Source organism: Gimesia maris, from assembly GCF_008298035.1.
In the GTDB taxonomy this organism is placed as follows: Bacteria; Planctomycetota; Planctomycetia; order Planctomycetales; family Planctomycetaceae; genus Gimesia; species Gimesia maris.
In genome coordinates, this window is sequence record NZ_CP042910.1 from 4,161,032 (window position 1) to 4,177,895 (window position 16,864).

Genomic DNA, 16,864 nt, shown 5'->3' on the forward strand with positions numbered 1-16,864 from the left:
TCTATGTGGTGGGTGACGCCGGGAATCGGGCGTCATAATTAACGGACTGACAGCACAAGAGGGAATTCCACATCTCTGATCAGGATCTGGCCGGTTTGAGCGGAGGGTAACACAACAGTCCCCAGTCCCGGTCCGCTCCATGATCGGCAAAAACATGCAGCATGGCCGGCAGCAGGCAGTCCAGCAGCATGACACAGCGTTTCAGGGAGGTTCGGTTCAACTTCCCGCCGTAAGTGGCAGCTCCATGCACCAGTTGGCAGCGCAACAGGTAAACGCGCTCCAGGCAGCGTTCCAGGATCATGACCCAGCGCTGTTCCAGATACCAGGTCCGCGCATCAAACATCGACTTTTTGGACTGCCGGGCTCGTTTCAGGGAAGGTTCTTTCCAATAGAAATTGCTCAGGTACTCATCCTCCAGCAGAGTCATCACCAGCTGCTTATGCTCCTGCAGGGTCGCACTGATCACTTCTGACTGATCGAGATTCAGAACGACTTCACAAAAGCGTTTCCAGCACTCCCGATCACCACGGGGGTCGTTTCGGTCGGGATCCCATTGACCATAGAGAGCGTTAAAGGCAATCCACTGATTGATCAGAGCCTGATCCAGTTGCGTCGCCTCCATCAGCGACTGGGACTGGTCCAGCCAGCTGCAACAGCGATGAAAGCGGATATTCGTGGGATGATCCGGCTGGTGATCCTGTAAACGTGTTTTATGGGGTTTCCACCGCCGGCGCAGATCTCTCACAGTCAGTTTGGTCATGGTAGGGCTCACCTTTGTCTCAACGTTCAACGTGACATGCATCCCTCCCTGATTCTTGTCTGGGCTCTGTGTGCCGCTGATCCGCCGCAGACTCTCTGAGAGCGGCAATCTGACTCTCCCTGAACAGTTTCTTCCTGAATACAGCTCAGCGAGTGAAAACACTGGCAGGCATAATCTCATCATGACGCCTGCCCTTAAAAAACCCTACACTACAGTACCCATGCCGTACACTGAAATCAATCAAGCTTTTCTCGTGAGGCATCAACTTCAAGTCCATGTACCTGACCGTTCCCGCTTGCAGTTCGCGTATGCCAGTATGCCCAGAGAATGAATACTCCCTGCAATGGGAGCCGCAGCAGGTGAATGATCGGAGGGGCCGGCAGGATCTCCTGATGCTGATAGAGATAAATATTTGCGGGGAACACCGCAATCAACAAAATCATGATCCCCCATGCCGCCGGATGAGAAAACCGGGGAATCAGCAACAGTCCCCCCAGCAGAATCTCAAAGACACCGCTCACAAATACCAGTTCATCATGCAGAGGAAAGTATGGCGGCATGATCTTCAGAAAGAAACCAGGATTGACCAGGTGCATTGTGCCCGCTCCGATCATGAACATTGCGAGCAGATACTTCGATATCAGTTTTAACGGAGGCATGACCAGATCTTTCTAAAGCGTATCGCAATTAACCATAGCGTCTCTCGATCTATTATACTCGGTCCGAATGAACCTGGAGACGCTACAGTTAAACTGGACACAGTCTAAAAGACAGGATGGGAATGCTTCCAGGGCTAAGTAGCAGCGATCTGCGTGAATGCAGCCAGGAATACCTCAGGGTGCTCTGCCCCTGAGATGGTTATTTTCCGGTCAATGATAAAACAGGGAACACTGTCAATCTGGTGTTGCTGAGACAGAATTTTGCCCTGGTCCATCGCATCCATGCCGTCATCAGACAACAGCAGGGCCTCTGCAGTCTGTGGATTCAGGCCTGCTTCAGACACGACTTGTATGAGCGTCTGGTGGTTGGCTATATCCTGACCCTCGACAAAATAGGCCTGAAACAGGGATTCAACAACTTGATCCTGGCAACCATGCTGCTCGGCCAACCCAATGAGTCGGTGCGCGTCAACCGTATTGGGTGTTTTATCAATCGCGTCAAAATGGAAATGAATTCCTTCCGCTGCACCCACGGCGACCACCCTGGCATCCAGTGCTTTTGAGCGCTCCCAGCTTCCAAACTTTCTCGTACGATACTCTTTGCGACTGATCCCGGCTTTTGGCATCAATGGATTGAGTTGAAAGGGATGCCAGCGCACCTGAATTTCATGTTGGTCATCCAGATCCCTGATTGCCTTTTCAAGTCGGCGTTTTCCAATATAGCACCAGGGGCAGATGACATCTGAAATCACATCCACTGACAATTTCATTTGATCTCTCACTGTTACTGGAGTAGACGAACTCGATTTCCCGGGGTGAATTCAGATGATCCGCAAAAAGCATCCCGCTATGATATCGCAAAGTATCTATCACTGAAATGGACACTGGTATTTAACCTATTATCTTAGCTGGTCATGATAAAAAGTTGACGGGGACATCAATCCTGATATTATAACCACAGTAGGCATCAGCCCCCCGACGAATGTCACCAGGAGCAGGCACCCAGGTGACGAAATGATTGACCAGCCATCAATTGAATTGATCGATTGATGGCTGGTCTCATTTTCAGCAAACACCATCTTCTTGCAGCGTTCAAAACCTCTCTTTCAGACTGCGGTCTATGATACAGAATACGAAAATGAACGTTTTTCAGACCAACTTCGTGTAGTTTGGGCGGTGACAAATATCAGCCTTCATAAAATAGTATAATGACTGCATTCAAGGTATTATACGAGGTCATTGAAGGCAATTCGGGGAATGCGGTCTGACATTCGATTAACCCGAAGTTAAAATCAACCTGGAGTAACAGTTATGCGCAGTGTCGTTTTCATTTTATTACTTGCAACGCCAGCCTTAGCAGTCGGCAAAAATGCGCAGCCGTCTGACGAACAAATTCTGACGTGGTTAAAAGAACTGAAACCTTTACCGAAGGTCCATTACTCATTTCCCTTGGCGCTTAAGAACTTCTCCGATGAGTTACTATTCGAATACGCTCGGATATCACACGCGATCTCTTTGAGCGGCGAGTGGGGGACCAGCGAGCAGGTCGACCGGGCGGTGAAAATCTGCAAACAAGTCAATGCTGACAAACCTAAGATCCCGGCATCGATCGCGGTCAATTACTCAGTCTGGCATCGCCATTTCGGGAAAGATCTGCCACCGACTGATACTGGTCCGACTCATCGAGCGGAACTTGAGAACCTGCTAAAGAAGATGGAATCGATGCGGGATGCGCTGACGGCTGCGAATCAAAAGTATGAGACTGACATTAAGCTGACGGCGGCCCTGTTCGACTCAGAACACTTTCACACACGTTCCGACAATGCTGAATGGAATAAAGCGATGACAGAAAAGTACAACGCTGCTTACGATATAGTCCAAAGGATTTTTCCCAAAGTCCAGATCGAATGGTACGCCCGTGGCGCCATTCACCCGGGCGCCTCGCCTACCGGATGGAGTACTGCATCTTACTTTGCTCTCGACGAGAAGGGAGAGAGTTTCGGTTGTCCACTGTATCAGGTGCCTGAGATCGGATACACGCGTGAAATTTTCCGCAGGACCGTTCAAAATGCAGAGAAGCATGGTTGTAACGAAGTCACACCGTGGATTGCACTAGCGTCTGGATACCGCCGACAAACGGACAAGTTTCACGAATTTGTGCTGGATTGGAACTACGATCTGATTTATTCATGGCAACTTGGTGTCGAGATGAATCATCCGTGGTACGGCGTGCCAGAGCGTAGCGAACGCTTTGCTCCGTGGAACAAAGCGAAGATCGCCATTTTCTACCCCGCACCATTTGACTCCCGTGTTCCCCATTGGGGACAACATTTTGTGTCATACGTTCGCGGCGCTCAGATGGTTAAATTGTTGCCTGAAATACCAGAACCAAAAACTGAGACTGTTAAGTAGTTTGTACTGAGATGGATTTTGGAGATTGACTGAATGAAGACCGGTTTTAAGATCATAACGATCATGTTCGTGTATTCGGCTGGTTTACTTCTCGCCGCAGACGCTGAAATCTCCGCGTTTCCTGAAGCCGAAGGATTCGGGAATCGATCCAAAGGGGGACGTGGCGGAAACGTACTATTTGTTACGAACCTCAATGATTCCGGTAAAGGAAGTCTTCGTTCGGCGATCGAATCGAAGGGACCTCGCACGATTCTGTTTCGGGTTTCAGGTTTGATCGAGTTAAAATCAAAGCTTAAAATCAGCGAGCCATTCGTGACTGTGGCTGGTCAAAGCGCGCCCGGAGATGGAATCTGTCTGAAGAATTTTGGTCTTGTGATTCAAACTCATGATGTCATCGTGCGATATCTGCGAATTCGTCCCGGTGACGAACCAGCCAAGGAGTTCGCAAAGCGGAAGAAAGACTTCACTCCCGACGCGATCAGTATTAGTGCGCCGAGCCACGATGTGATCTTCGATCACTGTTCGGCCAGTTGGTCGATCGATGAATGCTGTTCTGTGTCGGGTGAAGGAATCACTGACATCACCGTTCAATGGTGCATCATCAGTGAATCTCTTAACAATAGCGTTCACCCCAAAGGCGAGCATGGATATGGATCGTTACTGCGCTGCAACGGAAATCTGAGTTTTCATCACAATATCTACGCACATCACAAGTCGCGAAGTCCGCGGCCCGGTACATATGGCGATGGCAGTATTGTACTCGACTTCCGAAACAACGTGATTTACAACACGAAGGGCTATTCAGCTGCCGACCCCGTGCGAATGAATTATGTGGGAAACTACATTAAACGCACAGGGTCTTCCGCGTTTCAAGTGGGAGGACCGACGACGAAGTTGTTTGTCAGCGGCAACGTCCTTGATGGTAATGCAAGTGCTACGCGCGACAACTGGCGTCTGATCTCCGGCAAGAAGACCGACAGTCGTATGACCAATCCGTTCCCGGTCGCGAAGGTACAGACTGATTCTGCAGAGGAAGCGTTCAAACGGGTTCTCGCCCACTGTGGAGCCACGCTTCCAAAACGGGACTCTGTCGACACTCGTGTCATCGGTCAAATTCGTAACGGAACGGGTGAACTGGTCAACTCGCAGCGCGAGGTCGGTGGTTGGCCGAAGTTCAAATCAACAATGCCTCCGGTTGATACAGATCAGGACGGGCTACCGGACGACTGGGAACGCGACCATGGTCTGAATCCCGCTGATCCGCGCGACCAGTCGCACGACAAAGACGACAACGGCTACACCAACCTCGAAGAGTACCTGAATTCGCCTAATCACGTTCGCAAATAACGTCAAAATGACTCAGCGATGCATGACCTGACACAGAACCGGGCCTCTGTTGACACGCAACGTGATGCCGTACTTGACCACCGTTGCCGCCAGTATCTTTTTCGTCGAATATTGAACAACAGCTAAAGGAATCCGAGAAGCGCGTGGTCGCCGAATCCAGTCCAGAATAGAACGAGAAAAGCGACTCGCCGTATCGGGCAACAGGCTCGTAGGTTAAAAACTCAGCCACTCATATTTACAAAACTTTCCGGCATTTGAAAAACTTCTGGTTCTCCCATCTCGGTCGCTTTTGCAATCCGATCAACTCATACGTATTCCGGTACTTGCCTTAATACCACCGTTAAACGGTTTCGCGCTACTTAGATCTGACATGAAACTGATCCATGCCAGTCCGAAAGCTCATTTTTATCTGCGAAACTCGTCATATGCAGGACAGTATTTCATAACGAACGGGCGTGTTGAAAAAGTCTTTTTGAAATAAACGGTTCAACGGGTGATTGATCTTGATCTGCGGAGCGGTTTGGCGGTATGAGCAGGCTTGCTTTGTTGTCCAATCTCCCTGTTTTCGATCATGGAGACGCTGATGCAAGGATTGCATGTCTTTGAGCCCCGAACCAGGACGGTCATTGATCTGGAATCGTTCATCCCAGAAGACCACTTGCTCCGGCAGGTTAACAGCTTTATCGAACCGGCATTCATCCGCAAACTGACCACATCTTGCTATGCAGAGGGACGAGGTCGCCCTTCCATTGATCCGGTCGTCTACTTTCGAATGGTACTGGTGGCGTATCTCTACGGCATTGATTCGGACAGACGTCTGTGTGAGGAAGTCCACTTCAATCTCGCCTATCGCTGGTTTTGTCGACTCTCTCTGGAAGATGATGTGCCGGACCATTCGTCGTTCAGTCGAATCCGAGACCGGTATGGAGAAGAGATTTACGAGCAGGTCTTTCATGAGATTGTGAAACTTTGCCAGCAATACGGCTTGGTGAGAGAGTCCTGTAGCGTAATGACCGACGCCACATTGATCGCGGCGGATGCAGCCCTTGATTCCCTGGTCCACAATGAGCCCCAACAAGCACTCCAGGAGGCTGAAGCACTTATCAGTGAGTCGTGATAAGCCGCGCCAGAGCAACATGTTACCTTCAGGCTCATCACATCATTCTCCAGTCTGGTAGCCCCTTCTTCATATCCCTGGTTGCTCGTTTGGGATCGAACTTGTCTGGCTCAAATGAACCGCCCCATTCCATGAACTCTTCATGTTGTTCGTGCTTCGGGTCGGCCAGTGCTTCCAGATAATCCGCATAGCCCCAGACCCCGCCAATGTCTTCAGGAGGGCAGGCTTGTTCGCCTTCCAGACAGAGTGGGGACTTCCTGCTCTTCTCCAGGGGAAGACGGCCTTCGAATAAGACTTCATGTTCCCAGCCATCTCCAAAGTCGTATTCGTATTTGAAGGAAAAACGCTTCTTTGTCTTAGGAAGAATTTGACTGAGAATCGTAGCCGTCGAGTCGAAGCAATGAAAATTTCCGAAACCATCGTCCAGGAGATCAGGATCACCGTACCGTTCCCCTTTGATCTCGAACTGATGCAGGTGCGAGTTGGTCCAGCCCATTGCGGTCTGGATGTGCTCGTGCAGTTGATCGAGTGTGCAATCCTGAACCTGAATCCGCCTCCAGATCGCTGGTTCGAATCCGAGCAACGTAATCTTGAACTGATAGAGAAGATCAGGGTTCGCCTTCAGCCTGGGCTGCAACTCTATATCCACCAACTGTCCAGCCCTCGCCATGATTCCCTCTTTAATCTGATCCATCAGGTGGCTGGCAACCAGTAGCAATGCCATCTGTTTCTGCGTCTCACCATCCACAAGGTCCTCCGCCAGGGACAGCATCATACTGGCTACTTCCGCTACAGTGAGAGGCTTCTCCTTCATCAGCTTGTTCTTGATGCGTTTCGACAGGCCGGGAATCAGCAGCAGAACATCTCGCTGCCCCGTTTCCAGACAGAAGTTTTCGAGCGGCTTTGTTTTGATGCGAAGTTGTTCGGCAGCCACAAGTGTCGCCCCTGCAAAATTAGCGATCTGCACTGCCTGATCGGAAATCATCCTTATCTTGTGTGCATCCTCTATTTTCAAAATCGGTGGAGGCTCTTCATCAATATACGTGTCGAGTAAGTGCTGAATCTTCTTGAATATAATGTCGAGTTTCTTTTGCTGCTTCCTGTCTTTGCAGTTGTTGAACTCGGCAGCAAAGTAGCTGCCGAAGTCGCACAGGTCGTCGAGAGTCATCATCACCGGTTTGCCGGTTGGTGTTTCCCGAATGATCTGCTCGTAATCCTGGTCGAGGCACAGCAGGTCGTCGAGGATCAACTTCCGCTCGGCAGCGGTCAGTTTGAGTGGGATTTTCTCGCCGGGTTGAATCTGTTTTTGGGTGAGCATAATAGATTCCTTGTGGTTATCGAAGTTCGATTCTATCAATTTCAAGTAGTTGCCGCCAGATTCCCCGAGAGGTTGCTACCTGTTTTGTTTTCGTTCTATAAATGCTAAATTCAGCCCCAAAATGCGGCATATGAGGTGAGTCCTCTGGCATATCTCTCAGCGACTCCCACTTTCAGTCAATTCAGCCCGCTGAAGACCCATTACAACCGATCTTCAGCGGGCTGTTTTCGTTTCAGGTCCCGAACTGATTCTTCCCCTTATATTTCCCTTACTAGAGGAGACCACCAGCATGTCACACATCGTGCAGATTCAAACCGAAATCCGTGATCCCGTCGCGATCCGCGCCGCCTGTGAGCGGCTTGAATTGCCAGCACCTGTCTTTGGAGAAAACCAACTTTTCAGCAGCAAAGCCACCGGCTGGGCCGTGCAACTGCCTGACTGGAGGTACCCCGTCGTCTGCGATGTCAACACTGCTAGGTTGGCCTTCGATAACTTCGAAGGCCGCTGGGGAGCGCGACAAGAACTGGATCGCTTCCTGCAGAGTTACGCCGTCGAAAAAACCAAGCTGGTCGCGAGAAAACAGGGCCACTCTGTACTAGAACAGCCACTGGAAGACGGTTCCATCAAACTCACCATCCAGGCAGGAGCAGCCCTATGAATCAGACGATCGAAATCATCATCACCGCTGACGGACAGACCCGCGTCGAAACCAAAGGCTTTACCGGCAGTGACTGTCGTATCGCCAGTCGATTCCTGGAACAGGCCCTGGGCCAGACTACTTCAGAAATACTCAAACCGGAATTCTACCTGAGTGCTTCAGAAGAAGAGCACGTACAGGAAGGCCTTTGAGTTGGTTCCTATCTACCGATCCTCTTTTACAGGAGACAAATTATGACACTCACCAGTACTTTTTCAGAATACGTCCGGGCCTGCTTTACCGGCATCTGGATCGAAAGCCACGAACACCAGGAAGCACTGGCTGACCTGGCTCTACTCTGCCGCCAGGAAGACTGGCGTCTGGTCAGCTGGGATATAAACCAGGGCTTGCAACTCGCGGAAGAAACCACCGAGGCCGGGAACACGGATCCCCTGGCCGCCATCAAAGCCGTCAACGGACTGGCGACGCCGGAAGGAACGGCGATCCTGGTACTCCAGAATTTTCATCGTTTCATCCAGTCCACCGAAATCATGCAGGCCCTGGCGCAGCAGATCCTCTCCGGAAAACAGAACCGGACCTTTATCGTGGTACTCTCCCCCCTGGTTGCCATCCCCGCCGAACTCGAAAAACTGTTTGTCGTCCTGGAACACGAACTCCCGGATCGACGTCAGCTGACTGAGATCGCGCAAGATATTGCCACGGAACCAGGGGAACTGCCAGAAGGGGCTGAACTGGAAACCATCCTGGATGCAGCCAGCGGATTGAGCCGCTTTGAAGCAGAGGGGGCGTTTTCGCTGTCACTGGTACGGCAGGGAAAGATCACTCCCACCGCGATCTGGGAACTGAAAACCCAGACCCTCAAAAAATCAGGTCTGCTGACACTACACCGTGGTGCAGAGTCTTTCGACAGCCTGGGAGGACTGACCTCTCTCAAAGAGTTTACGACACGAATCCTGCAGCCCCATGCTCGTGGCCTGCAATCGCGGGGAATCCTGTTACTCTCCCCTCCCGGCTGTGGAAAATCCCAGTTCTGTAAAACCCTGGGAAATGAAGTCGGTCGCCCGGTCCTGATTCTGGATGTCGGTGCTCTGATGGGTTCCCTCGTCGGCGAATCCGAGAAACGCACACGGCAGGCGCTGCAGATCGTGGACGCCATGGCTCCCTGTGTATTAATGATCGACGAAATCGAAAAAGCGTTCGCCGGTGTGGGATCTTCTGGCCAGAGCGACAGCGGTGTCTCGGCCCGCATGTTTGGTTCTTTCCTCTCATGGCTCAATGATCATACGTCAGATGTGTTCGTTGTAGCGACCAGCAACGATGTTACGAAATTACCACCTGAATTCAGTCGTAGCGAACGCTTTGATGGTATCTTCTTCCTGGACCTGCCAGGCCAGGAGCAGAAGAATCAGATCTGGTCTCAGTACATTGGGCTGTTCGGTCTCAACCCGGATCAGGCACGTCCCGAAGATACCGACTGGACAGGGGCCGAGATCCGCAGTTGCTGCCGACTGGCGGGATTGCTGGATGTCTCTCTGCTCGATGCACGACAAAATGTGGTTCCAGTCGCCGTAACTGCTGCTGAGTCGGTAACACGTTTACGACAGTGGGCCAATGGTCGCTGCCTGGATGCCGATCGGCCTGGTATATTTCACTGGGAAAATCCCAGACCAAAATCCCGTCGAAGCCTCAAACACCTGGCATCGATCAACTGACGCACTCGTCAGAGAAAGGAGCCCCATGCTCACACGACAGGATATTTTGCTTATCAATGCGGCGCTCCAGTTCTGGGCTGAGGAGATGGATCCAGAGAACACACAAATGCTGAAACTCTACGCGGGTGTTCCGGCAGCGGATCAGGTCTGGATGCCGGATGAGATTCAGCGGCTCAGGAAACAGTTAAGCTCAGCCCGTTTGAAATACGCAGTGACCAATGCTTCGGGAACAGAACTCCTGACGACAGAACTGTTTTCAACACCGCAAGCTGCTGATCAGGCCAAAACCGTGGCTACCGCTCAGGTGGGTACTCTATTACTGCCTGATACTACAGAACAGGCTTAATCAGACGCCATCCATCAGTTCCGCCACACTGATCCCCAGCGTATCGGCAATGCGTTCGATATTCCGCAGGGCGACATTTCTTTGGCCGCGTTCAATGCCACCCATATAGGTCCGGTCCAGCTCACAGGCATAGGCAAAATTCTCCTGGGAATAGCCCTGTTTCTTTCGCAGTTCCCGGACCCGCTCTCCAAATCGCTTCAAAATGTCTGCTCGTTTTGCCATGAGGGCATTTAACACTTGACAGCGACAATATTACCACGGACTATAAGTACCACACGTTGATGGCATACACATGACAACTTACAGATCTGAGACTTCAAATACTGAGTTCTCCACCAGGATAGCGAAACCAATGCTTGAACCATGATCACGGTTCAGGAGCTGCAATTTGAACTATATTTTGGAGTTCATAATCGGACCGAACCCAATCAGTCTAACCAAATGGAGATATATTCATGAACCAAATTGATCCTGAAAAAAAAGAAGAGAAGCCTGAGGAATCAAATTCCGGAAACTTCTGGCGCAATTTAGCATTGTTAATGCTCATTTTCGGTGTCCCTAAACTTTGGTCAGACTCCTTACAGGAAAATAGAAAACCAATCAATTCAAATTGGTATCCACCAAGACCAGGTTTTAATTCAGCGCCAAAACTGGATGTTGCAAAACAAGTAAAACAGGAAGTCGCAAAAAGCAGCGAGGCTTACTGGAATTCAAACGTGGTTCCACTTCACACTTATCGCTTCCGCAAGCATGAGAGTGATGAACCTTTTAATGAATACTTTCTGAAGTTTCTGCGTGGCTATAAGCAGGCCGTGGAACAAACTTCCCTGACATCGAACTCGATGGCCGTGGGAACAGCATCATCCAGGCCACCAGATTCGGAACTGGTAAAGATGGTCAAACAGCAACTTGAGTTAGACAAGCAATGCCTTGCTTTCTTAGAAGACCTGATGACAAAGATCTCTGGAAAAACGGTGATGAATAAAACAGCACCAACCAGCCAGGAACTCGAAGAGAGTGCAGCTGCGATGGCGAACCTTGATCTTTCAAAATTGAACGAGGATCAACTTCAATTCTTGAACCTCTACAATGAATTAAATGAGAGACAGTCAGAACAATTCCATGAAATAGAAATCATGCAGGCGGTCATGCGTGAACGTTATCCGGGTACCGGATTTAATTTACCGGACCTGGATCGCTCCCCCTGATCGCCTCAAACACAACTGGTATTTAAAAGAAACGTCGTCTGGTTCCTGTTATCCTGGCGACGTTTTTTCATTCCCACTACATTCACAAAGGAACCTTATGAGCCATTCCATTCTTGAAGAACCACAGACCGCACCTTCAGTCAGCGCCGCTGCAACGCGGCTCCGAACCACGATGGCGGCCGCCCGGCTCAGTTTTACCTGGCTGGGGGGCCGCAAATCCCTGACAGCGTCTCAGAAGGACCAGGCCGCCGATTCGTTTGGTGCCGAGGGCAAATTTCTGTCCGCCGGTAAAAAACTGCTGGATACCTCGCACCCCGCGTTCAAAGTCGTCACGGCGGTGCGGGGACGCGCTGTTGCCTACTGGAAAGGGGTCTCGCTCCCCTATCCGGAGCCGGGCATCCGCCTGATCAGACAGTCTGAGATTCAGGACTTTGATCAACGTATGGCAGATTTCCGGGACGAACTGGACGAAGCGGTGGCTGATCTGGATCGCCACTTTGATGAACTCCGGTCCGCAGCCCGGAAACGACTGGGAGACCTGTTCAATTCGGCTGACTATCCTCCGTCTCTGATCGGCATGTTTGCCATTGAACACGATTTTCCTTCTGTAGAACCGCCCCCTTACCTGCAGCAACTCAGTCCTGCACTCTACGAACTGGAATGCCAGCGGATGCAGCAGCGGTTCGATGTGGCAGTGCAACTGGCCGAACAGGCCTTTCTGGAAGAGATCTCCAAACTGGTCGAACATGCCAGTGAGCGTTTGAGTGGCCAGTCAGATGGCCGCCCCAAAGTCTTCAGGGATACGGCGATTACCAATCTGACCGAGTTCTTTGAGCGGTTCCGGACTCTGAATGTCCGCTCCAACGAGCAGCTGGATGCGCTCGTGGATCGTGCCCAGCAAATCGTCGCTGGTATCAAACCCCAGCAACTGCGGGACAACTCGACTCTGCGGCAACAGGTAGCCAGCCAGCTGGCAGGCGTGCAGTCCTCCCTGGACGGACTGCTCATTGATCGACCGCGGAGAAATATACTCCGCCGCTCCCCACAGGAGTAAACATGGACCTGATTGTCACACAGAGCGGAATGATCCGCTGTATCTATGATGAGACTATCGAACTGCTGCCACTGGGGACACCTGAGATCAGCCGGGGCTCACATGTGGAACCCACGCGCGATGGTTTATGGACGGCCGATCTCTCACCCGTAGCCGGCCCCTTGCTGGGACCGTTTCCCCAGCGTTCTGCCGCACTGACCGCAGAACAGGACTGGCTGAACCAACACTGGCTGTTGACCGGCCGGTGAAGTAACTCTACCTCGCATGGTGCGGGGTGGTTGTGTTTTTCTCACGACCATCCTGTGCGGGTGGTCGTTCTGTTTTTTAACAAGGAGCAAACGATGACCCCACGAGACTTGAACCGCGCGGTGGCAAATGCGACCGGCGAAGATCTGCGCGCCATACAACAGCGGGGTTTCAGCCTGGCTGATCCCCTGGAAGTGAACTTTGATCCGGAACCGGACAACCGTCGCCCCCAGATCGTGGACTGGGATGCGCGGGAACTGGAACGAAACGTCCCCCTGTTTCACCAGCCCTTCGGTCGGTTGCCGGGGCTGGTATAAGACAGTGGCAAATCAGCAGCATGATCCTCAATCGTCGGAACTGATCAGACTCTGTCTTCGCTATACCAGCCTTGGATTGACGGTCTGTCTGCTTACCGGCTGCTTTCTGGGATGGCCCCTGTTAGTGGCAGCGGCCGGTCTCATCTGGGACATGTGGCATTTCTGCAGTCAGACGTTGAGTGCGCAGGCCACTGACGACCACTGGCAGCAGGGGCAATCCAGGTAAACCTATCTATTTCCAAGGAGCGACGATGATTCAACAGAATCGCCCGGTGGTTTCACTGGGTTTGGTACTCGCCACACAAAATGCCCTGTCGCAATTGCCCCAGCACGAAATCCAGCGTGCCCTGAGCCGGCACCGAACAGGTGACTGGGGCGACTGCTGTCCCGCTGATGCGGACGCCAATAACGCGGCCCTGCAGACAGGGGACCGACTGCTTTCAGTCTACCACACGGCTGACGGCATCAAGTTCTGGATCATCACGGTCGCCGACCGCTCGGTGACCAATGTATTGCTGCCCGAAGATTACTGAAACGCTACTCGCAGCAACGAGATTCCCATTTCATTTTACACAAGGAGTTCTGTATGCAGATTTTATTCATCAACAATGACGGTTCCGGATTCGCCGATCAGATTCAGATCGAGGCCGGTACCTCGGTAAAAACTTTGTTTCAGCAGCGGCTGCCTCACGGTCGTCCGCAGGACTACCTGATCCGCGTGAACCGCCAGCCAACTACCGCTGGTTATGTGCTGCAGGAAGGTGATCGTGTTTCGATTACTCCGACCAAGATCGAGGGTGCGACAAATGGACCTTCCAATGCAATCTTTAGTTTTCCTTATCCCCGATTGAAAGGAGCCCGATGGGAGCCCGACAACGCCTTAACAGCTTCTACTTATTTGCCGTTCTGATCGCCGCCGCCATACTTGGTGGAGCTGCCCAGTCCTGGTTGCTGTTCCTGATCAGTGCGGCCATCATGACCACTCTGCTGATCCATGGTGGAGACATCCGCCCTACACCTCAAACTCGCCGCAACAGCCGTAAGCGTCACTGAAGTTGAACTGATTTTACAGAGGCCACCTGGTGTGACAGGTGGCCTCGTTTTATTTAAGGAGCCCCCTTTCGATGAACCGACAACAACAGCAGCGGCCTTGGATACGGGCCGCTACAAAAATTCGGGAGCAGTACCAGTCACAGACAACTGTTTTCCCCAACGTGAATTCGCCCCCGGTAGACCAGTGGACGCGGGTCATGCGTCTTTTACGACTGCTGACAAAAGCCCAGCAGTATCACTATCCAGCTGCCTTCGCGTTTTGCCTGGTACAATATCAACAATCCATGGCTCGGCTTATCCAGGAATTAACTGCCTGCCACAATGAGATCACTACGATCAAACGAAAGCCTGAGATCCCCTCCCTACGGGACCTGGTCGATGAACTCAGTTCTCTGTCGAACGAATTTGATAATACATCCATCGACTGGTCGGAACAGGAAATCGTAGTTCGTACTCCGCCTGTTGTCCTGCGAGAGATCAACCTGGGCGAATTTGAAATCCGGCTTCGCTGGAGTGAGCTCGGTGATCCCCAACCCTATCGGATCATTTCGCTCTCTCAAAGCGGGACGGACGATGTGCATCATCCCCACGTCCAGGGGGACACTCTCTGCGAAGGGGAAGGAAAAATCCCTATCAGTCAGGCACTGGCAGAGGGCCGACTGGGAGATTTCTTTCTGCTGGTGCAGCAGATTCTGCAGACGTATAACCCGGGTTCCGCGTATGTTCCCCTCGATCGCTGGTGGAATTCATCCTGCGCTGACTGCGACGATTCGATGTCCCAGGAAGAAAGTCGCCCCTGTTCCATTTGCGAACTCCAGATCTGTGAATACTGCCGTCGCAATTGTACGACTTGCGGAGATCACCTCTGTTCCAGTTGTGCTGACACCTGTGAGACCTGCCATAACACGTTCTGTCGCGATTGTCTTTCTGAATGTGACGCTTGCAGTGATTGCTTTTGTCGTTCCTGCCTGTCTGATCAAACCTGTTCATCCTGTCTTGAAGAAGCGAAGGAGAATGAAAATGCCTTACCCGAGGAATCAACCCCTCACGCGCCGTCTGCTGCAGCGTCCTCGTCAGAAACGCCCGAAGCAGCGCAAACGCCGCACACTTCGGTTCAGCCCGTATGCGTGGGCCAAACTGATCTACCTGCGTGACCTGGGGCCAACCGAAGTGGGTGGTTTTGGAATTACTGAACCAGACGATCTGCGGTTCGTGACAGACATTGTTCTGATCAAGCAGATTTGTACCGACGTGACTGTCGCATTCGATGATGCCGCCGTAGCTGACTTCTTTGATGACCAGATTGATGTCGGCCGTCATCCCGAAAACTTTGGCCGGATCTGGATTCACACGCACCCCGGAAATTCGGCATGCCCCAGTCAGGTAGATGTGGAAACCTTCGCCCGCGTGTTTGGTAACTGTGACTGGGCGGTGATGTTTATTCTGGCCCGGAATGGTGCCACCTACGCTGAATTAAAGCGCCCAGACAGATCGAAGGCGGAGAAACTGTCTGTCGGCATTGATTTCAAACCGGAGTTCCCCGCCTGCGATCAAAGTGCCTGGGAAGCTGAGTACCTGGATTGTGTACAGGAAGCACCTCTGCCGCCCCTCTGGAGTCTGGCTGAGTGGCTGGAAGAAGAATTTTTGTATGCAGAACAGTGGCCCGTTATGCCCCTCTAAGTCTATCCCCCTGAATTTATTACTTCAAAATAGAAAAGGATCGCCCATGAATCTTCTATCCGATCGTTTTGTCCGCCAGTCAGATTTGGTGCCTCAGGAAAAACTTAAATCGTTGTCTGTCACCGTCATTGGCGTGGGGGCCATTGGTCGTCAGGTGGCGTTGCAACTGGCAGCATTGGGAGTTCGGCAGCTGCAGTTAATTGACTTCGACATTGTTGAGCCGACCAACATCACCACCCAGGGATACCTTGCGGCGGATCTTGGGAAGCTCAAAGTGGAAGCTACAGCGCGTGCGCTGCAAGCCATTGATACCAGTCTGAAAACAGAAACAAGTACGGATCGTTTTCGGCCTGGCCTGGTGACAGGAGAAGCTGTGTTTGTCTGCGTGGATTCCATCAGCAGTCGGGCCGCCATCTGGCGGGCATTACAACATCGGTGTTCGTTCTGGTGTGATGGGCGGATGCGAGGCGAGGTGCTGAGAATTCTGACTGCCGTGGATTCGAAGTCGCGGGACCACTATGACTCATCATTGTTCACCCAGGCGGAAGCACAAACCGGTGCCTGCACGTCTCGCAGTACGATTTACACGGCCAGTATCGCCGCGGGATTGATGCTGCATCAGTTCACACGTTGGCTGCGTCAAATTCAAGATGATGCGGATCTGACACTCAATCTGTTGTCTGGGGAAATTATGGTCTATTGATTGTAAATATCAGATTTGAATTGTGTGACACAAAAAAAGAGAAGGTCTGATGGGCTACCGGTTTCGGTAGCCCACTAGCCTTTTTTTTATCTATCGCAAACCGTGGTGCGGAGAAAGCAAGCTCGGATTTTATGAGGCATCACTCCGATGTCGAAACGAACCATGATCATCAACGGTACGCGTTTCAGCGCATCGTCGGTTCAGCTATTCCTTGTTCGGTTGCGTCCCTGCTGAGTTGAACTCTGCTTTACTGTAGAAAATCATTGTTCCAAAC

Annotated in this window: 22 protein-coding genes; 17 read left to right on the forward strand and 5 right to left on the reverse strand. The window is 51.7% G+C overall.

Annotated elements, in window-relative coordinates:
* Positions 1–79 precede the first annotated feature (79 nt).
* The 3 genes from GmarT_RS15325 to GmarT_RS15335 form a co-directional block, all read right to left on the reverse strand.
* Positions 80–760 carry a HEPN domain-containing protein gene (locus GmarT_RS15325; protein WP_002643624.1) on the reverse strand — a complete coding sequence of 227 codons (681 nt, stop codon included), beginning with the start codon at positions 758–760 and terminating at the stop codon, positions 80–82.
* 236 nt (positions 761–996) lie between these two features.
* Positions 997–1,419, reverse strand: coding sequence for a DoxX family protein (locus GmarT_RS15330; RefSeq protein ID WP_002643623.1), 423 nt, complete (start codon positions 1,417–1,419; stop codon positions 997–999).
* Between the two features lie 134 nt (positions 1,420–1,553).
* A complete protein-coding gene (locus tag GmarT_RS15335; RefSeq protein WP_149302944.1) occupies positions 1,554–2,189 on the reverse strand; it encodes a DsbA family oxidoreductase in 636 nt (211 codons plus the stop codon).
* 541 nt (positions 2,190–2,730) lie between these two features.
* Here GmarT_RS15335 and GmarT_RS15340 point away from each other — a divergent pair.
* From GmarT_RS15340 to GmarT_RS15350, 3 genes are all read left to right on the forward strand, one after another.
* The gene (locus tag GmarT_RS15340) at positions 2,731–3,831 is read left to right on the forward strand and encodes a hypothetical protein (RefSeq protein WP_002643620.1); all 1,101 of its coding nucleotides are present in this window, start codon (positions 2,731–2,733) and stop codon (positions 3,829–3,831) included.
* A 33-nt stretch (positions 3,832–3,864) separates the two neighbouring features.
* A complete protein-coding gene (locus GmarT_RS15345; RefSeq protein WP_223123516.1) occupies positions 3,865–5,178 on the forward strand; it encodes a hypothetical protein in 1,314 nt (437 codons plus the stop codon).
* A 583-nt stretch (positions 5,179–5,761) separates the two neighbouring features.
* Positions 5,762–6,295, forward strand: coding sequence for an IS1182 family transposase (locus GmarT_RS15350; RefSeq protein WP_052301189.1), 534 nt, complete (start codon positions 5,762–5,764; stop codon positions 6,293–6,295).
* Positions 6,296–6,332: 37 nt separating this feature from the next.
* Here the strand turns inward: GmarT_RS15350 and GmarT_RS29740 are convergent, their stop codons facing one another.
* Positions 6,333–7,613, reverse strand: a complete 1,281-nt coding sequence (locus GmarT_RS29740; protein ID WP_002643617.1) for a plasmid pRiA4b ORF-3 family protein — start codon at positions 7,611–7,613, stop codon at positions 6,333–6,335.
* Positions 7,614–7,902: 289 nt separating this feature from the next.
* On the opposite strand from GmarT_RS29740, the gene GmarT_RS15360 reads away from it, so the two are divergent.
* The 4 genes from GmarT_RS15360 to GmarT_RS15375 are packed head-to-tail and all read left to right on the forward strand — an operon-like array spanning position 7,903 to position 10,329.
* The gene (locus tag GmarT_RS15360) at positions 7,903–8,271 is read left to right on the forward strand and encodes a hypothetical protein (protein ID WP_002643616.1); all 369 of its coding nucleotides are present in this window, start codon (positions 7,903–7,905) and stop codon (positions 8,269–8,271) included.
* Positions 8,268–8,462 (forward strand): DUF2997 domain-containing protein, encoded by a 195-nt coding sequence (locus GmarT_RS15365; protein ID WP_002643615.1) that lies wholly within the window; start codon positions 8,268–8,270, stop codon positions 8,460–8,462. Before GmarT_RS15360 ends, GmarT_RS15365 begins: the two co-directional genes overlap by 4 nt.
* Before the next feature lie 42 nt (positions 8,463–8,504).
* Entirely contained in the window at positions 8,505–9,983 is a 1,479-nt protein-coding gene (locus tag GmarT_RS15370; RefSeq protein WP_002643614.1) for a Ycf46 family AAA ATPase, read from the forward strand.
* 25 nt (positions 9,984–10,008) lie between these two features.
* A complete protein-coding gene (locus GmarT_RS15375) occupies positions 10,009–10,329 on the forward strand; it encodes a hypothetical protein (RefSeq protein ID WP_002643613.1) in 321 nt (106 codons plus the stop codon).
* Here GmarT_RS15375 and GmarT_RS15380 read toward each other — a convergent pair whose 3' ends face one another.
* On the reverse strand, positions 10,330–10,551 hold the full coding sequence (locus GmarT_RS15380) for a helix-turn-helix domain-containing protein (protein WP_002643612.1): 222 nt from the start codon (positions 10,549–10,551) through the stop codon (positions 10,330–10,332).
* Between the two features lie 233 nt (positions 10,552–10,784).
* Here GmarT_RS15380 and GmarT_RS15385 point away from each other — a divergent pair, with 233 nt between their 5' ends.
* The 10 genes from GmarT_RS15385 (at position 10,785) to GmarT_RS15430 (ending at position 16,590) form a co-directional block, all read left to right on the forward strand.
* A complete protein-coding gene (locus GmarT_RS15385) occupies positions 10,785–11,537 on the forward strand; it encodes a hypothetical protein (protein ID WP_002643611.1) in 753 nt (250 codons plus the stop codon).
* Between the two features lie 97 nt (positions 11,538–11,634).
* Positions 11,635–12,591 (forward strand): hypothetical protein, encoded by a 957-nt coding sequence (locus tag GmarT_RS15390; RefSeq protein ID WP_002643610.1) that lies wholly within the window; start codon positions 11,635–11,637, stop codon positions 12,589–12,591.
* Positions 12,592–12,593: 2 nt separating this feature from the next.
* Entirely contained in the window at positions 12,594–12,839 is a 246-nt protein-coding gene (locus GmarT_RS15395; protein WP_149302946.1) for a hypothetical protein, read from the forward strand.
* 93 nt (positions 12,840–12,932) lie between these two features.
* Complete coding sequence (locus GmarT_RS15400) at positions 12,933–13,154, forward strand: hypothetical protein (RefSeq protein ID WP_002643608.1); 222 nt, start codon at positions 12,933–12,935, stop codon at positions 13,152–13,154.
* Positions 13,155–13,158: 4 nt separating this feature from the next.
* The gene (locus tag GmarT_RS15405) at positions 13,159–13,380 is read left to right on the forward strand and encodes a hypothetical protein (RefSeq protein WP_002643607.1); all 222 of its coding nucleotides are present in this window, start codon (positions 13,159–13,161) and stop codon (positions 13,378–13,380) included.
* Between the two features lie 25 nt (positions 13,381–13,405).
* Positions 13,406–13,687, forward strand: a complete 282-nt coding sequence (locus GmarT_RS15410; protein ID WP_002643606.1) for a hypothetical protein — start codon at positions 13,406–13,408, stop codon at positions 13,685–13,687.
* Between the two features lie 53 nt (positions 13,688–13,740).
* The gene (locus GmarT_RS15415; protein WP_002643605.1) at positions 13,741–14,064 is read left to right on the forward strand and encodes a hypothetical protein; all 324 of its coding nucleotides are present in this window, start codon (positions 13,741–13,743) and stop codon (positions 14,062–14,064) included.
* Positions 14,065–14,278: 214 nt separating this feature from the next.
* Positions 14,279–15,361 (forward strand): RING finger protein, encoded by a 1,083-nt coding sequence (locus tag GmarT_RS15420; RefSeq protein WP_002643603.1) that lies wholly within the window; start codon positions 14,279–14,281, stop codon positions 15,359–15,361.
* Positions 15,362–15,377: 16 nt separating this feature from the next.
* Positions 15,378–15,887, forward strand: a complete 510-nt coding sequence (locus tag GmarT_RS15425; RefSeq protein WP_002643602.1) for an MPN domain-containing protein — start codon at positions 15,378–15,380, stop codon at positions 15,885–15,887.
* Between the two features lie 46 nt (positions 15,888–15,933).
* Positions 15,934–16,590: a ThiF family adenylyltransferase gene (locus GmarT_RS15430; protein WP_002643601.1), complete on the forward strand. Its 657-nt coding sequence runs from the start codon at positions 15,934–15,936 to the stop codon at positions 16,588–16,590.
* Positions 16,591–16,864 lie beyond the last annotated feature (274 nt).

What these genes read in the sequence shown, in the direction of transcription:
- GmarT_RS15325 (WP_002643624.1), bottom strand. Translation starts at nt 760, where the DNA reads ATGACCAAACTGACTGTGAGAGATCTGCGCCGGCGGTGGAAACCCCAT.
- GmarT_RS15330 (WP_002643623.1), bottom strand. Translation starts at nt 1,419, where the DNA reads ATGCCTCCGTTAAAACTGATATCGAAGTATCTGCTCGCAATGTTCATG.
- GmarT_RS15335 (WP_149302944.1), bottom strand. Translation starts at nt 2,189, where the DNA reads ATGAAATTGTCAGTGGATGTGATTTCAGATGTCATCTGCCCCTGGTGC.
- GmarT_RS15340 (WP_002643620.1), top strand. Translation starts at nt 2,731, where the DNA reads ATGCGCAGTGTCGTTTTCATTTTATTACTTGCAACGCCAGCCTTAGCA.
- GmarT_RS15345 (WP_223123516.1), top strand. Translation starts at nt 3,865, where the DNA reads ATGAAGACCGGTTTTAAGATCATAACGATCATGTTCGTGTATTCGGCT.
- GmarT_RS15350 (WP_052301189.1), top strand. Translation starts at nt 5,762, where the DNA reads ATGCAAGGATTGCATGTCTTTGAGCCCCGAACCAGGACGGTCATTGAT.
- GmarT_RS29740 (WP_002643617.1), bottom strand. Translation starts at nt 7,613, where the DNA reads ATGCTCACCCAAAAACAGATTCAACCCGGCGAGAAAATCCCACTCAAA.
- GmarT_RS15360 (WP_002643616.1), top strand. Translation starts at nt 7,903, where the DNA reads ATGTCACACATCGTGCAGATTCAAACCGAAATCCGTGATCCCGTCGCG.
- GmarT_RS15365 (WP_002643615.1), top strand. Translation starts at nt 8,268, where the DNA reads ATGAATCAGACGATCGAAATCATCATCACCGCTGACGGACAGACCCGC.
- GmarT_RS15370 (WP_002643614.1), top strand. Translation starts at nt 8,505, where the DNA reads ATGACACTCACCAGTACTTTTTCAGAATACGTCCGGGCCTGCTTTACC.
- GmarT_RS15375 (WP_002643613.1), top strand. Translation starts at nt 10,009, where the DNA reads ATGCTCACACGACAGGATATTTTGCTTATCAATGCGGCGCTCCAGTTC.
- GmarT_RS15380 (WP_002643612.1), bottom strand. Translation starts at nt 10,551, where the DNA reads ATGGCAAAACGAGCAGACATTTTGAAGCGATTTGGAGAGCGGGTCCGG.
- GmarT_RS15385 (WP_002643611.1), top strand. Translation starts at nt 10,785, where the DNA reads ATGAACCAAATTGATCCTGAAAAAAAAGAAGAGAAGCCTGAGGAATCA.
- GmarT_RS15390 (WP_002643610.1), top strand. Translation starts at nt 11,635, where the DNA reads ATGAGCCATTCCATTCTTGAAGAACCACAGACCGCACCTTCAGTCAGC.
- GmarT_RS15395 (WP_149302946.1), top strand. Translation starts at nt 12,594, where the DNA reads ATGGACCTGATTGTCACACAGAGCGGAATGATCCGCTGTATCTATGAT.
- GmarT_RS15400 (WP_002643608.1), top strand. Translation starts at nt 12,933, where the DNA reads ATGACCCCACGAGACTTGAACCGCGCGGTGGCAAATGCGACCGGCGAA.
- GmarT_RS15410 (WP_002643606.1), top strand. Translation starts at nt 13,406, where the DNA reads ATGATTCAACAGAATCGCCCGGTGGTTTCACTGGGTTTGGTACTCGCC.
- GmarT_RS15415 (WP_002643605.1), top strand. Translation starts at nt 13,741, where the DNA reads ATGCAGATTTTATTCATCAACAATGACGGTTCCGGATTCGCCGATCAG.
- GmarT_RS15420 (WP_002643603.1), top strand. Translation starts at nt 14,279, where the DNA reads ATGAACCGACAACAACAGCAGCGGCCTTGGATACGGGCCGCTACAAAA.
- GmarT_RS15430 (WP_002643601.1), top strand. Translation starts at nt 15,934, where the DNA reads ATGAATCTTCTATCCGATCGTTTTGTCCGCCAGTCAGATTTGGTGCCT.